The 15612-nt window shown below is 47.1% G+C and carries 14 protein-coding genes and 4 pseudogenes; 4 read left to right on the forward strand and 14 right to left on the reverse strand.

The window, feature by feature from the left end; all coding sequences use genetic code 11:
• Positions 1–53 precede the first annotated feature (53 nt).
• Positions 54–473 (forward strand): hypothetical protein, encoded by a 420-nt coding sequence (locus AC4PCC_RS04655; protein ID WP_492126564.1) that lies wholly within the window; start codon positions 54–56, stop codon positions 471–473.
• Positions 474–524: 51 nt separating this feature from the next.
• On the opposite strand, the gene speG is transcribed toward AC4PCC_RS04655, so the two are convergent.
• The 3 genes and pseudogenes from speG to AC4PCC_RS04670 form a co-directional block, all read right to left on the reverse strand.
• On the reverse strand, positions 525–1082 hold the full coding sequence (gene speG, locus AC4PCC_RS04660) for a spermidine N1-acetyltransferase (protein WP_067709612.1): 558 nt from the start codon (positions 1080–1082) through the stop codon (positions 525–527).
• Positions 1083–1224: 142 nt separating this feature from the next.
• Positions 1225–2112 (reverse strand): nucleoside-specific channel-forming protein Tsx, encoded by an 888-nt coding sequence (locus AC4PCC_RS04665; protein WP_492126565.1) that lies wholly within the window; start codon positions 2110–2112, stop codon positions 1225–1227.
• A gap of 232 nt (positions 2113–2344) precedes the next feature.
• A pseudogene (locus AC4PCC_RS04670) lies at positions 2345–2684 on the reverse strand (hypothetical protein); the annotation flags it as partial.
• 202 nt (positions 2685–2886) lie between these two features.
• On the opposite strand from AC4PCC_RS04670, the gene AC4PCC_RS04675 reads away from it, so the two are divergent.
• Positions 2887–4091, forward strand: a protein-coding gene (locus AC4PCC_RS04675) for an IS3 family transposase (RefSeq protein WP_492125818.1) whose coding sequence is annotated in 2 segments (ribosomal slippage) — positions 2887–3214 and positions 3214–4091 — 1206 coding nt in all. Because the reading frame shifts where the segments join, the coding sequence is not laid out codon by codon here.
• 282 nt (positions 4092–4373) lie between these two features.
• On the forward strand, positions 4374–4565 hold the full coding sequence (locus tag AC4PCC_RS04680) for a hypothetical protein (protein WP_492126566.1): 192 nt from the start codon (positions 4374–4376) through the stop codon (positions 4563–4565).
• A 212-nt stretch (positions 4566–4777) separates the two neighbouring features.
• Here AC4PCC_RS04680 and AC4PCC_RS04685 read toward each other — a convergent pair whose 3' ends face one another.
• The 4 genes and pseudogenes from AC4PCC_RS04685 to AC4PCC_RS04700 all read right to left on the reverse strand — a co-directional run.
• Entirely contained in the window at positions 4778–5134 is a 357-nt protein-coding gene (locus AC4PCC_RS04685) for a hypothetical protein (RefSeq protein ID WP_492126567.1), read from the reverse strand.
• 325 nt (positions 5135–5459) lie between these two features.
• Positions 5460–6392, reverse strand: a complete 933-nt coding sequence (locus AC4PCC_RS04690; protein ID WP_492126568.1) for a hypothetical protein — start codon at positions 6390–6392, stop codon at positions 5460–5462.
• 378 nt (positions 6393–6770) lie between these two features.
• Positions 6771–7622: a PA4780 family RIO1-like protein kinase gene (locus tag AC4PCC_RS04695; RefSeq protein WP_492126569.1), complete on the reverse strand. Its 852-nt coding sequence runs from the start codon at positions 7620–7622 to the stop codon at positions 6771–6773.
• A gap of 1335 nt (positions 7623–8957) precedes the next feature.
• Positions 8958–9059 (reverse strand): annotated as a pseudogene (locus AC4PCC_RS04700) (hypothetical protein); the annotation flags it as partial.
• 193 nt (positions 9060–9252) lie between these two features.
• Here AC4PCC_RS04700 and AC4PCC_RS04705 point away from each other — a divergent pair.
• A pseudogene (locus AC4PCC_RS04705) lies at positions 9253–10223 on the forward strand (DUF8606 domain-containing protein).
• A 278-nt stretch (positions 10224–10501) separates the two neighbouring features.
• Here the strand turns inward: AC4PCC_RS04705 and AC4PCC_RS04710 are convergent.
• The 7 genes and pseudogenes from AC4PCC_RS04710 to AC4PCC_RS04740 all read right to left on the reverse strand — a co-directional run bounded on the left by AC4PCC_RS04710 (position 10502) and on the right by AC4PCC_RS04740 (position 15593).
• Complete coding sequence (locus tag AC4PCC_RS04710) at positions 10502–10975, reverse strand: hypothetical protein (protein WP_492126570.1); 474 nt, start codon at positions 10973–10975, stop codon at positions 10502–10504.
• Between the two features lie 2 nt (positions 10976–10977).
• Entirely contained in the window at positions 10978–11244 is a 267-nt protein-coding gene (locus AC4PCC_RS04715; protein ID WP_492126571.1) for a hypothetical protein, read from the reverse strand.
• 25 nt (positions 11245–11269) lie between these two features.
• Complete coding sequence (locus AC4PCC_RS04720; protein WP_492126572.1) at positions 11270–11755, reverse strand: hypothetical protein; 486 nt, start codon at positions 11753–11755, stop codon at positions 11270–11272.
• A gap of 513 nt (positions 11756–12268) precedes the next feature.
• Positions 12269–13279 carry a hypothetical protein gene (locus AC4PCC_RS04725; RefSeq protein ID WP_492126573.1) on the reverse strand — a complete coding sequence of 337 codons (1011 nt, stop codon included), beginning with the start codon at positions 13277–13279 and terminating at the stop codon, positions 12269–12271.
• A gap of 424 nt (positions 13280–13703) precedes the next feature.
• A pseudogene (locus tag AC4PCC_RS04730) lies at positions 13704–14261 on the reverse strand (DDE-type integrase/transposase/recombinase); the annotation flags it as partial.
• A gap of 206 nt (positions 14262–14467) precedes the next feature.
• On the reverse strand, positions 14468–14770 hold the full coding sequence (locus tag AC4PCC_RS04735; protein WP_345828619.1) for a contact-dependent growth inhibition system immunity protein: 303 nt from the start codon (positions 14768–14770) through the stop codon (positions 14468–14470).
• 1 nt (position 14771) lies between these two features.
• A complete protein-coding gene (locus tag AC4PCC_RS04740) occupies positions 14772–15593 on the reverse strand; it encodes an RNase A-like domain-containing protein (RefSeq protein ID WP_492126574.1) in 822 nt (273 codons plus the stop codon).
• Between the last annotated feature and the right edge of the window lie 19 nt (positions 15594–15612).

Here is a 15612-nt window from a genome sequence, read left to right on the forward strand (position 1 = left end):
CCTGCCGTACTGCGCTTAGACTATTCTGAATATTTGAGGATGCAGGATTACTTATGAAAAGGTTACTGATAGCGCTGGCTTCAGCGTGGTTACTCAGCGGCTGTGCCACCATCGTGGGCGATCAAAGTCAGGACGTCTCCGTTCAGACCTGGCCGCAGGGCGTTAAATTCGTGGTGCAGGACGAAACGGGCAGGACAGTGGCCGAAGGGGTAACCCCGAAAACCGTCTCGCTGCTAAAATCGGACGGCACCTATCTGGGTAAGAAAAAGTATACGCTCCAGCTGGAGCGTGAGGGCTACGTCCCGCAGACCATTCCCCTTCAGGAGCATGCAAATCTGTGGTACATCCTGGGCAATATCCCACTTGGCGGCATTCCGGGCTGGCTGATCGTCGATCCGTTTAACGGTGGCATGTATAACATCGAACCGCAAAAGGTGCAGACCATTATGAATCCGGTCGGCGCGCGCGGTTAACGGCAGGAAGGGGCCAGGCCATGGCGGCCCCTTGATGGCAGCGGCAACCCGCTACTGCGCGGTGGGGTTTACCATGGTGTGGGGCGGTTTGTGACGCGCCAGATACTGCGGCTGGAAAATGCACATACGGATGGTGTTACGGTATTCACCGTTAATAAAGAATTCATGGATGAGCTCTCCCTCAACCTCGAACCCCAGTTTGTTATAAATGTGGATCGCCTTTTCATTTTCTTTATCAACGATCAGATACAGCTTATAAAGGTTTAACACCGAAAAAGCATAATCCATTGCCAGCTTAACGGCCTTACTGGCCAGGCCTTTCCCCTGATGATTAGGGTCGATAATGATCTGAAACTCGGCGCGGCGGTGAATATGGTTAATTTCAACCAGTTCGACCAGGCCGACCTTATCGCCCTGATGCTCGACAACAAAACGACGTTCGCTCTGATCGTGGATATGCTTAACGTACAGGTCTGAAAGCTCAACAAAGGCTTCGTAGGGTTCTTCAAACCAGTAGCGCATCACGCTGGCGTTGTTATCCAGCTGATGGACAAAATGGAGATCTTCCCGCTCAAGGGGACGGAGCTTCACGCCGTTTGCGGCAGGCATGGCAGACATAAATATTCCTTTTGATTACGCAGTATTTGCCTGGGGAAGTATACGTCCGATGGAAAAGAATGGCACGGTGAATGCCAGAAACCACAACGCCAGCGCGGATTAAGCGGCTGGCGTTGAGTCAGCGTTGATAAAATCAGAAATTATAACCGGCAACCAGATAGTATCCCCAGCCGGTAGACTTCACTTCAAATGGCCCGTTGCCAAAATTCAGCTCCTGACCGTCAGCCCACTGTCCCCCGTTGTGGAAATAGCGCGCCACCACGGAGTAGTGCCAGTGATCGTAGCCCAGAGAGAGAATATGGCTCGATGCAATTGAGTTGCTGGTGCGTGAAGAGCCGCCCTCGTCGCGCAGGTCTGAACCCCAGTCAAAGTTAGTAAAGCCAACGTAGCTCAGGTTACCGCCCCACAGGGTGGTGATAGGCACAAAGTACTTCACCTTAAAGCGGTAGCCATCCCAGCTGTTTTCATTGGCGGCACCGTAGTTTTCCCACTGGTATTTCGCATACACGTTCAGCGACAGCCCGACATCGGAATGGGTATCAATATCCGTCCCCAGACCCATGTACCAGGTGTTCTGGCGGTTATCGCTGTTGCGGCCCATATCGTAGATATAGTTGTTAGCAAAGTACCACTCTTTGAACGGGCCGAAACTGAGGTCGGTGTTGGTCAGCTTATCAATGGAGAAGCGGGGTTCGATCTCCATAAACAGCGGCGTGCCGTGGTCAAAAATGCCGTTAGCGTTTGAGTTGCCGACACCAAAGAAGTTGGGCAGGTCCAGATAGCCATAGAAATCAAACCAGTCTTTTTTGGCGAAGGCCTCGTATTCCAGATACACATCATTATTAAACTGCGGCCCGAAACGGGTGTGGTAGCTTCCGACAACGTTAACGCTCTGGTGCCACCAGTCGGAAGTGTACTGTGGGCTTTCCGTGGTGGCCGCGGCCGCCGTGGTTTCCGCCACTGAAGAGACACTATAAGAGAGCGCTGCTAAGGCGCCAGCTATCAGTATTTTATATTTCATTTTATTACCACATGCTTAATGACCATTTTCTGCAGCCACTGCGATGGTCTTCTTAAGTCGTCAGCAGAGAAGGAAAGGGCGACTGTTTTCACAGCTAAAATCACCCGCGTCGAATGTTGCAGCAGTGTGCCGCTATCCAGGACTTAGGAAATAGAGATTGGTCACACTTGTCAAACTCTGTTTCATTTCAGTTAAGTTGAATTGTGATGCAGTTCACATTTATTTTGCGAAATCAGAGCAGGAAGGGAAAAAAGGGAGGCAAGGGCCAATGGAGCGAAAACGTACGTGAAAGAAATAATTTATTGTTTACGTTGAAATTTAATGTTCTCAGCTCTCCACTTAAAATATGCTCCGGCAGCGTGAACATAGGGTGTCCCAACATATTGATATGCGCGTACAGTTGAGGGGCTAATCGGGTGATATCCTCATCCCCGGTATCTTCTCCATTACTGTGCATCCAGCTCAGTGCTTCCTGTTTATGAAGCTACAACTGCGCTATCGACCAGACCCGGTCGAATTTCCTGCCCTTCACAATAGTGCCTTATGATCTCATCGCGCTGCCCGCTACACAATTTACAAAATTCCAGAAGACGAATTGGCGCTACATCAGGCTTGTCATGCTTCGTTCTGACGAGTTTGCCAGATGCCCATAAATGACATGTGTAGCGGTATCAGGCACAGCTTAGATTAGCCCCATAGATCACCAGACACTTCGCCTCTCTTAAAATAAGAGGTAGTCTTGGAACTATGTTTAACACCAGTCAGAATAATAAGATGGTTGAAGTGTTATCAGGACCTGAGCGGCGTCGGCGTCGTACACCGCAGGAAAAAATTGCCATTATTCAGCAGACTATGGAACCCGGTATGACCGTGTCTCATGTCGCGCGCCTGCATGGCATCAATGCAAACCAGATATTCAAATGGCGCAAGCAATATGAAGACGGCTCGCTGACGGCTGTTGCATCGGGCGAGGAAGTGGTGCCGGCCTCCGAGCTCGCTGCCGCCAATAAGCAAATCCGCGAACTCCAGCGCCTTCTGGGCAAAAAGACGATGGAAGCCGAGATCCTTAAAGAGGCCGTGGAGTTCGGTCGGGCAAAAAAATGGATTGCGCATGCGCCCTTGTTGCCCGGGGACGACGACTAACCGACGTCTGCCGGAGTATTGGTGTGTCGCGTGCGCAACTGAGCATCCGGGTTCACCGGCCATCTGACTGGCAGGATCACAGACGGCAGCCCCGTTCTGACGATACCACCGTATTGTCCCGGATAAACATGGCGGTGGCTGACCTGCCGACGTATGGTTATCGCCGTGTGTGGGCACTGCTGCGACGGGAGTCAGAGCGGGACGGCCTGCCTGTGGTTAATGCGAAGCGGGTGTATCGCATTATGAGAACACATAATCTGCTTCTTGAACGTAAACCCGCTGATCCTTGCCGTAAGCGGGCCCATAAGGGGCGCGTAGCAGTAGCTGAAAGTAACCGGCGCTGGTGCTCAGATGGCTTTGAGTTCCGCTGTGATAATGGCGAAAAGCTGCGGGTGACCTTCGCGCAGGACTGCTGCGACAGGGAGATCATTGACTGGGCAGCGAGCACCGGAGGCTATGACAAAGAAACGGTGCAGGATGTCATGCTGGGTGCGGTGGAAAAACGCTTCGGAAGGCAGTTGCCAACAGAGTCGCTGGAGTGGCTGACGGATAACGGTTCAGCCTACAGGGCTCATGAAACGCGGGCGTTCGCCCGATTGCTGGGACTGGAGCCTTGCACGACAGCAGTGCGAAGCCCGGAAAGCAACGGCATAGCAGAAAGCTTCGTGAAGACGATAAAACGGGACTACATCAGCATCATGCCGAAACCGGACAGTCAGGCAGCGGTGATGAATCTGGCGGTGGCGTTCAGTCATTACAACGAACATCATCCGCATAGTGCACTGGGATATCGCTCACCGCGGGAATATATACGCAGGAAGTTATCGCAATCGTAAGAGAGCAAAAACGTCTGGATATATAGGGTCAAATCCACAGCTATTTAGTAATAGCGCTAATTTTTATGAGTTAATGGTATGACAATAATATTTTTTAGACATCATGTGGCACTTCACACGGAAATATTAGAAGAATCTCTAAATGACCCGCGCTACGATGTAGATCACATTTATCACAAGCTAATCAGGGTTAATATTTCCATGAATGATAAGGGTTGTCATTCGATATTGTGTACATTATCTCAATGCGCACAGGACATTTTAATATATGAGGAATACGAAGTGAGAGAACTTAATAAAGTAGAAACGAAGGAAGTAGCTGGTGCCCAATATAATGGCTACTGGGGTAATAATTCATGGGATAACAATGCGCATTCTAATTGGGCTAATCAATGGCATCAGGCTGGCATGGACGCCTGGAATAACAGGCAGCCCGGGCGTGGCTATCCATATCAGGGTTACAACTACTGGTAGTATTCCCATGACAGATTAAATATTTTTTTGTACCCCGGAGCACTACTTTGGGCTCCGGGAATAAAGGATGTGGTCAACAGAGATATCCCTGTTCAAATCGCAAGCTATAACAAACCACGGGATGTTATAATGGCCGCGAAAAGGAAAAGCCCGGGGGGCAGCGACAGTACGTAAAAAAGGCCGCTTTCGCGGCCTGATGGTCAGCTGAAAAATTAGTCAGTGACTTTCTTTTTCAGCTCGGTGGTGCCTTCTTTGGTCTTGTTCCAGCCTTTCTGCGTACCTTCTTTGGTGGCATCCCACCCTTTTTCAGTGCCCTGCTTAGTCTTATGCCAGGTCTTCTGCGTGCCTTCGCTCGCCTTGCTGCTCAGGTTGTCGCTCTTGCCTTCAGCGGCATGTTTGGACTTAAGCTTCAGCTCTTCACCCTGGTTCTGTGCCTGATGCAGCTTTTCTTTCGCGGTATCAGCGTTCTGATCGGCAGCGGCAACGGTATCATCAGTAGCGTGTGTGGTTGCGGCAAAAACAGGGGATGCCAGCAGAAGTGCAGAGAGTGCAATAATTGTTTTTTTCATAACTTCCTCATCAAACGTTATCGAGTTCAACAGTGTAGGAAAGGATGGCACGACCCGCCACCGGATGCCCTAGGATTAAACTGTAAATTTAAAAATGAGCCAATAATTAGCCGGAGCTGTATTAAGGCGTAAGCACAGAGTCACAGGGCTCATGGCAACTTTGGGCGTTGATGCAGTAGCCTTTCTGGCGGGGCAAAGTCATTCTTCATTTCGATGAAAAAACGCGCATCAGAAAACGGTTCGATAAAACTCGCGGTCTGGTCCGCGTCGCGATGTATTGCAGTGTTCTACAATCCGGTCTGGCGCAGGCCCCTCCCATGTGGAATCAGCCCGAAAGACTTTTAACAGACCCGTTATGAATTGACAAATTAGTCTGGGGATTTTGGATGCGATCATATTCTAGTTGCAAGGATTCGTAATATTCAGTGTCATCTTTATCCCCTGCTTTTTTAGCCTGAAATATTTTTAATTTCAGTGAAGTGTTAATAACATCTTCAAGTTGTATTGTTGCGTAAGAAAGCTTCTTTCCCTTGCGCTCATTTCCAGAAAATACCATCTGATCGCCATCTATGAAATGGAGGTTATCTTTAGCATCAATTAAAATATTACCTTTTACATCAATGTCGTACATGTATAATCCCCGAGACTTGAGTAGGTCGCGGGCACGGAAATAATTATCATCCTGTTCAATATTCAGCTCTTCACCCTTGATGAATTTTGATACTAAGACATCAACAACTTTACCTCTAAATAATCCCTTTCCCGGCCGGGAAAAATCCGGATCTTCATTAGCCTGGATTAAATATAAGCTTACACGATTGGGGTGGGCATTCTGATGTAAGTCTGAAGACCAGTCTACTGAGTGACCCTGGCTATTGACTGGATATTTAATAACAAAATCACCATATCGGAAACATGTACCATAAGATCCCGCACCAATTTTATCCAGACTATCAATGTTTATATTTTTCACTTCATCAACTATCGCGTCTATTGCTTTTGGCAACCTGACATTTTCATTGTTAGTAAGCATTTTTTTCACAATTACTGATGACGCTACTGCAGTTGTTGCTGCAGGATTATTTTCATTGTTAATCATTTCTGATAAAAATTCAGATCTTGCTATATTGATGTTACTATTTCTAATGTTTGTAATCGTGCCAGATGAATTTCTCTGGTCTGGGGTTGAGTTGGTATCATTAATTCTTTTTATCAAATTGGAATTGGAAGTTAACGTTTTGGAAGTAATGTAAGGCATGGGATTCACCGTCTAAAGAGTTATAAAGTCATCCCTGATATTCTATATCAAAAAATGAATCAATATGAGGCTGGGTTTAGGGAAAAAGCGATAAATGCAATAACCAATGGAATATAAGTGCACTAAGCCTTTGTCATTACATTTGTAGCTTTAAAGCTAAATGAATACCAGTGTTGGCAGGGAAAGGGCAGTGATAAACGAAGTGTATGCGGCTGGCAGTACTAAAAATCCCATCTCTTATCAGATCGAAGTGATTACTCACTTCAACCTCATAAACGGAGCAGATGGCAGTGACGCGGCGACAAAAACGTGTTGTTGAAGATTTACAGCCCTGAACGAGTACGCATAACCGTAAATTTATATTTTTTCGTCACTGATTTAAGTGTCTCGTTCTTTCATTGCCCGCTGACGCTCATAGTACTCATCTTCTGCTGAAATAATTTCATCCATCAGGGAGTCCATATCCACATTATGCGCCTCTTCAACAAATAAACCGGTTAGCGGTGTCTCTGGCGTTAATTTTCCATCTTCATACAGCATCCAGATTTCTTTCGCATAACGTGTTTGCAATAATTCCGGGGCGAACTGAGCGTAATAAGTAGTGATGTTGTCCACATCACGCATAAACATTGATTCAGCATGGTTGTTTGCCGCAGCGTCAACAGCCTGTGGCAGGTCGATAATCACCGGGCCCTGGTCATCCAGCAGCACGTTGAACTCCGATAAATCACCATGAACAATGCCTGCACACAGCATGCGCACGATATTGCGGATCATCGTATCAAAATCAGCAACGGCACTCTCCTGCGACAAAATCACATCGCTAAGGCGTGGCGCAACGCCGCCATCCACACCGGTCACCAGCTCCATCAACAACACGCCGTCAATACACATATAGGGCTGAGGTACGCGTACGCCTGCGTTGGCAAGGCGGAATAACGCATCGACCTCCGCCGTCTGCCAGGACTCCTCCTGCTGCTTGCGGCCGAATTTCGAACCCTTCTGCATGGCGCGGGTATTACGCGTGTTACGGACTTTACGTCCCTCCTGGTACTGCACGGCCTGCTTAAAGCTTCGCTGCGTGGCTTCTTTATAGACTTTGGCGCAGCGCACCTCTTCACCGCATAAAACGGTATAGACATCTGCTTCCTTACCGCTTTTCAGCCGCTGGAGCACATCGTCTATCAGGCCATCATCGACCAGAGGTTGGATTCTGTTTGGGATTTTCATGCGGCTTTATACCTTATTTCAGCCGCTTTTCGTATCAATAACACAGACGGCGATACGGGAAAAACTGGCAGAGTCTGAACAATGAGTGCAATTTTAACAAAAAAAATGGCTTTTGCCTTTATTCTTCAGCGAGGTAATTTAGCTAATTCCAGCTAAAACAGGGGATTAGGGTATAAAAAATTGATCCCGGGTGAAGGCGGCATTCGCCGTGGCCAAATTGCAGAGGCCAATCGGCCGATTGGGTGGCTGGAAAAGACCCATATTGCCCACATTAAGGAAGAAAAATGATTATCGCCGTCATACTGTGGTTGGCATGAAATGAGGGTATGAATCCCCCCCTGACGCCTCAGCTCGCGCATCCCTGCGCCCGGGGGGCTATCTGCATGGCTCCACCTGTCGCACTCAGTGGAACAGCTTTAGCATCGGCCTGGCCGGAACAGAGTTAGCTAAAACCACAGAACTAACACATTTACATAAACCAGCGCGTTATTTCATCGAGACGGTAAAGGAGGGTCTTTTTTAGACCCTCTGGTAACTATTTTGAATTATACCAATCAAAAAATTTAAAAACATAGTCGTAAAAAGATCTGGCGCCAATTATTATAAATATCCAGGATAGTAAATCCCAGGGGTGCGAAATCAGGCTGTTTCCACTAAGGTTGGTCTTACTGGAAATCAGGCCCAAAGTTAATATCCATAAGGCAGTTGTTACATTGTATCTTAGGCGTGGAGATCGAATGCGGGCACTCCTTTTTGATACAGTATCATCTTTATTTACCACGTACATTGCGCTCCATAATTAGGTCCGCCGTTTCTACCCCCGCCTTTGCTATTATTACCGTTGTATGGACTATTATTACAGGATCCCAGTCCGGCTGTAATTCCACCTAAGGTTGCCATCCCAATCACTCCTGCAGGGCCTGCAGCGATACCTGAAAAAGATCCGAGGATTGCACCAAGACAATATTATTTGCACAACTGTCAGGTGCTCCACCACGACTGTTAATCCTGTTTGGTCTGATACCTTCATAATTAGAGTTGGCATTAGCACCTGAAATCATGAGGCACTCATTCGATACCAATAGGTGGATAGTCATTACAATACTCCTTCATATGTTTTTGGTGAGCATCAATGCTCATCAAAAACATTACTTTCCCGAGGTTATTTTGTCAAAAAAATAATTGCGTATACTCTCCCAAAAAGACATTGTAAATCAGATGGATGAAAATACTTGTGGTTAAATTAATAAAACTAGAATTTATACTATTCGTTGTTAACTGATACGTTCAACACACGGGGAACCATCAGCATCATTGCGCTGCTAAACTGTTTCAAGGTGATTTTCCGGTCGCAATATATGCCATCAAACCGTGCTCAAGGAATGACAACGTGGAATCAAACATCGCGATATCAACATGCGCTCCCCGAGACTGCTTAGCTATTATCAGATCATTTCCCAGGGAAATGCGTTGAGGGCAGCGCGAGCCTCATCAAGAGCTGATATCCGGCACACATGTATCCAGCTCAGCCTGCTTCAGGGTAAAGGCAATCCGCTTAACGAACCCACTTTTATCAGGCTGATGCACTCACCGATGCAGCCCTAAACTAAGGAACAGACGATGCCGGTTCATCATCGGCCACCAGGAAAATACGCTTGATAAAGGACGGAGTAATCTGCTGGCTATTGCGCCGAATGCCTCGCTGATCCTGATTGAGCTTAGACGTGACCGTACGCCGCGTGAAGTGGTCGCTCAGGCGCTGGATGACGCTTCGTGGGTGGATGACCTAACCGTTGACCGTCTGTCACAGATTTATGAAAAATTTTCGGGCGGCGGCAACCTGGGGAAGCGTTTAAGCAACGTTTCAATACTGAACTGGAAGAAGATTCTATTAACCAGTCGCGTCAAATCATCATCGTGGCAGCAGAGCTGGATCCGTCGACTGAGCGCATCGTGGACTATCTGAGTAAGAATGGTATCTCTATTAACCTTCTGTTCTTTAAGGTGTTCCAGCACGGCGAAGAACAGTTCCTAAGCCGTGCCTGGCTTATTGACCCAGGCGAAACGCAAACCAACGCCGTCCAGGCCACTGCTGGGGCAAGTGCCAAAGCGAAGGAACCCTGGAACGGTGAGTTCTATGTCTCGTTTGGTGACCCAAACAGCCGTAACTGGGAAGAGGCCCGCCGCTATGGTTTCATTAGTGCAGGTGGTGGAAGCTGGTACAGCCAGACCTCAAAACAGCTTCAGCCTGGCGATCGTGTCTGGGCAAAAATCCCCGCTACGGGTTATGTAGGCGTTGGCATTGTGCAGAGCGGTGTTGAGCCTGCCAGTAGTTTTACTCTCAACACTGAAGACGGCGAAAAACTCGCGATAAACGTGCTTAAGCATGGTGAACTGTATCGTCAGAATGCCGATGATCCCGATAAGTCAGAGTATTTTGTCCCGGTTGAATGGCTTGAAACCCGCAGCGAACATGAAGCGGTGAATGAGGTTGGATTCTTTGGGGATCAAAATACCCTCTGCAAACCCACTACGCCAAAATGGCGACATACGGTTGAAAAATTGAGGCGTCATTTCAAAAGCTGGGATGCGGAGGTGTAACATCCCATCATAATTAAAATCCTGACATGGCCTTTTGGCCTATTCAATGTTGGATGAATTTTAGCGAGGGGCTGGCTTCACGACCTTACCTGAGACTCGAAAGGACATAAAAAGCCCGGAGGGCTGGCAGAATCTGAATTTTCACGTCAAATCTATGTTTTAAAATGGTTTTCGTGAATTCAACTTTAATTGGTATACCTAAGCGTATACCAATGCCGTTTTGTCTTGCCGCATTGACCGCCTGTTCTGGCGATAAAGAAAAGAGGCTGTAGATTGTTTTACCGGCTGCCGTCAGCCCTGGCTGGCGCAGGGTCAGCAGAAATATCAATGTATTTTCTCATTCCCATTGGACGGCTTACACCGCGAGGATCGGAAAAGGGCAGTTTAAACGTGGGAGATGCCGATACTTTTGCTGTCCAAGTGGTATCACCAATAAAGCTGAAGCTTGCGGAGTGGGGTGAAACCTTTAAATTCTCAAAGTAGCCTGAAGTATAAGCGCCTCCGATAGTCAATTCCTCTAATACGCCCTGAGAAAGATCCAGCAGCAGGAGCGTCAGCATCTCTTCAAAGATCACGTCATTCGTTACGAATAACAGATAGCGACGTGAATCAATTTTTATCGCAGCTTCAAGTACTTTTCCTGGGATGATAATCCCTGTCGGGTTGCCGCCAGTCAGAACTTCAGAACGAGCCTGAGTGGTATCTGTTGCTTCACTGACTTCCGATAGCGATAGTGTAGTGACTTCTTCCATCTTCATTTCCACCAGTTGCCCATTTCCCATGCGGCTAAAGCACCGCCAGCAAATCCGCCCAATAACACGCATACAGGCGCACCAGGCCCACACATCAGCCCAGCAATAGCATCGCCAGCCCAGCCGCCTGCAATACCTGCTCCGTTAATAGCAACCTGCCTACCGGTACCGGTTTCAGAAGCTTTATTGTCTGCCGTGTATATTTCATACACTGATACCCCGATAGAGAGAACTATAAAGCCCTTAGCAGCACGAGATAATTCCATCATTCTCAGGTTAACCTGAGGGTTTGATTTACCCGCTGACTCTACAATCCCGGCATAAACCTGATTTTTTAATTCTTTCTGCCATGGCTCTACAAAGTGGCGTACTCCGGGTACGTACCATATCCATTATCAGATTTCTGATTTCCTGAGCCTCCATTGCTGCTTCTTCCCAGCTAATAATGCCAATATTTGCTTTAGCTCTGAGATCCGCGGCCATTTCTTTAATGCGTTTAGAGTACTCAAGGCGAAGCCGGGGATTGAATGAAAGTCTCGCCGCTGCCGCAGATATATCGCCTTGTTGGGCATTTATAGCACTTTCAAATTTCGCTTTCCCGTGTGAGTCCAGCGCACTAAGCAAAGCTATATCCATTTCAAGTCCTTTTAAGGCGAGCAGGGATCCCAATATAACAAGCATGCTGATGAAAATCGAAATATCCTCTTTGAAGAATCTGATGTAAGAACTTTCAGTCGCTCCTTTGCTTATCCTTTTAACGAGCCATTTACGGAAATGCATTTATCTTTTGAATGTGTAGGCGGTGGCCGCGCTGCCTGGCCAGGCGCGGCTATTTAGAGATGTAATGGACCTTATGAATTAGAGATGTAATGGACCTTATGAAACAGTTGGGCTTATGAGGTCCACTGCTATAATCACGGTAAAAGCAGGCCAAAAAAAGCGAAAAAGACAAGACACGCCGTCGCCGTAAGCCATAAAAAAGTAAAGAGCCTCATCCATGAATGAATTTTTAACCGATTATCATCAAAAAAAGAATAAGCAGGATTACTGTGATCTAAAAAATACATTTTCTTTTTCTGGCTTAATTTTATAAAGAATCGAATTATCGGGAACGCTCCAAAAAAACCGACCATATGGTAGAAAGAATATGGGGCAGGGAAGTCGTATTTATTCGTATAGGATGAGACTAACTTATAATAATCCTGTCTTTTTACTACATAGATCAAAAACGAAAGGAATATTAAACCACTGCCTGCCAGTCCAAAAAATAACGCTGCATGTGCTAATATTTGATTATTTATCATAATATTCTATTACTTTATTGATGATTGTTTCTGCGCCCGTGCTTCCCATATACCCACCAATCACAGAACCTACGGCTGCGCATGCAACACCTCCTACTCCGACAGTGGCTATACCTATACCTGTACATACACCCATCATAGCTGCACCGCCATAAACCCCACCGGTCACACCTCCAGCAGTACTAATGGCAAACTTTGAGTATTCACGAAAAGCAATCTTTTCACATTCACCTTCGCGCCCTTTGGTGCAGGCATCCACTACATCATTAGTCGTTCCGGCAAAAGCGAATCCAATGCCAATATATCCCCCGTACTTAAGGAAACGGGCGGCCTTAGCGGCATTTCCGACATAGGTTGAATAACCCGGTATGCCAGTAACACCCGCCGTTGACCATTCATGAACAATAGAACGACTGGAGAGATTTAATGCCCTTCGCATATCTTCATAGGGTCTGAATTTCACAGAATAGCGGGCAAGGGATTTGACCAGCGGCTTGTTAACGAGTTCTTTTAACTGATTCAATAGCAGGTTGCGCTCTACAAAAAACTGTTGACTGATGAGCGTGCCCTGGGTGCGATACTGGTTCTGATAGCTGGCTTCGATTTTCTTGAGTGTCTGTTCAATGGCAGAAAAGTATTTTTCGCCCACGTCCCCTGCCATACCGAATATTTTATCACCAGCACTGGTAAGTCCAGCAATCATGCCATAGTGCTTGTGAAGAAAGCCTGCATCCTCTGTACTGACACCGATAAAGGCATTATTGGTACTTTGTTTTGCCTGCCTGAGTTTGTACAGCATCTGCGTAGTGATCGGCGCAGCCGCATCCGGGTCTGCAACGATCAATATCTGACCCGGCTTTAGCCACTGTGTATCTGCATTGAGTTTCATAAACAGGCTGGCCGCAGGGGAGCGGGTATCCCTGAACAGCTCCCGAGCTTGAAAAGCAAGGTTTCCGGGACGTTCTACAACACAGTAACCGGGGGCAATTTGACGTGCCATGCATCCATTCTCCGTATGTGTCTAAATATGGCGTCAGCTGGACATGATGCCCAACTGCTAAAGGTAAGCGCATGGCTATAGTAAATAATTCAACTGCGTTAAGCAAAAAAGTGCTGTACCCAGCAAAGAGCAGTGTAGTTCCCGAAGTTTTTATACCACTACCAGTTATGATCTACGGCCAGCTTTGGCCTCGCGTAAATGAAATGGGCATCCCACCCAGTGAAATGTGCGGGCAATCTTCGTTAAATTCACTATGCCATTAATCGGTTAAGATCCGGAATTCTTACAATGATCGGAACAAATGCATATCCAGTATTTCTCTTCGCAGCGTATTATCCAAACCGCCCGATCAAGCCTTACTGCAAAAGCCCGGCGCATGCCAAATCAAGCCGCTTGAGCCTACCCGCGTAATGTGGACAGGCTCCTAAGCGAGGTTCTGGTTTTCAAACTGTTCCGTACTGAGTCCACCACTGACACTGTGGCGTGGCTAGCGATTGTAATCGCACTCTGAATTAAATACCGCCGTGCGCATCATTTATCAACGGGTAAATCATTCTCCGTGAATGCATGCCACTTTCAGCGAGTGAAAGAAGCTTTGCACACAGGCATTGTCGTAACAGTTGCCTCTTGCGCTTATGCTACCCCGCAGATTATGCCGTTTCAGTAGCGCCTGATAATCCTCTGGGCAGTAATGTCCAACCCGGTCTGTATGAACAATGGCATTTTCCGGACGTTTTCGTTGCCACAACGCCATCTGTAGTCCCTCACAGGCCAGTTGTGCCGTCATGCGCGATGACATTGACCAGCCGATAACGGCACGAGACCCGTAATATTTGGCACATGGCTTTGATACTGAATTCAACCTGGTGATTGTCAATGAAGACATATTTCATTTCAGGCGCTTCGCGAATTATATCGCGGCCTTTAGGAGGATGGCCAACTCCCCGGCGTTTTCCGCCAGTTGCCGTTTAAGCCTGGCAATTATCTCTGGATTCAGACGGATCATTTCGTAAGGGTTGCAGATACAAAAAAGCCCGCAGGGCTTACGCCTTGCGGGCTTTCAGGACTTCATCGAATGGGCTGGCGGAATCTGAATTTTTTCGGCAATTTTATGTTTTTAGATGATTTCCTTGAATTCAGATTTTATTGGTATACCTAAGCGTATACCAATGCCTGTTTATGAAGCTCTCAATGGTCACCATACCTATTGATGCTTTCAAGGAAATACATCAGGAAACTCTTAGCGTAATCCGGTGAGATATCTTTCCAGCGCTCAGCAAATTCTGCTTCTATCTCTTCATCTGAAAGCTGTAGAAAGTCAGTAATCTCTTTGCGCAAATCTCTTCGTTCTTCTGGCGAAGCTTCGTCAACGACTACATCAATGGCACCGTCCATCGTATCCGCGCCAGTTATGTAGTCGAAGTCCTGGTTGAGTGTACCTACAAGACATAGATCCAAATTTGGGGCAAGAGGGGCACGGCTCATATGCATCTCACTTATCTGGGAAGGAAGTAATTATGTAATAGGGTTTATTGTTATAAGTCTGATACTTAAGCGCAACCCTGATTTTAGTTGCTTTATAAGCAATATCGGTGCCTTTCTGAACAACATAGCCAACCGGTTTCCCCATATCATAGGTAATGGTTAAATTATGTCTCGGGGTACTTGCAGCCCATACCTTTATCCATTCACGGTTATTATGTAATGCTTTTGAGATGGCTGTTTCGGCAATATCCAGCGATGAGAACGAACCAGACAGATCCAGCACTCCATTTGATTTGATAATTCGTTCGTGGAGCTCCTGCTGTGACTTACCAACATGCTTTAGGATCGTATGGCCGCCGGGTTTTAATCCTGTAACAGATTCATGCTCAATTAATTTAATTCGTCCGATACGGACGGCAGCAACCCTTGCAGCTCCCAGCCCCAGTGAAAGAGCAATAGGCACGGCCACATCAACGGTCAAACCTACTTTCCATGCATTTTCATCATCGGCACCAAACTGTTTAGCCATCTCTACAGATGCACGATAGGTAGCGCTGCGCACATTTTTACCGGACAAAACCTGATCGGCAGCGGTATTAATGCTGTCCATGCTGTGTGCGCCAACAATTACACAGGCTGCTTTTGTCAGCCCGGTAGGCTCAGGTGCAATGCAAAGCGCAGTTGCTCCCGCCAGCTCAAGCGTTCCCATGACAAGGCCAAGGCCGCCATATAAACGATTACTGAGGGTCTCCCCCTCAGTCACAGATTTGTCAGACAGCACAGCAGCAAGCTGAACCGGGGATATCACGATTTTTATGCCATCATCCATAATGAAACCTCATATAAAT

This window comes from Erwinia sp. L03-1, from assembly GCF_058686115.1.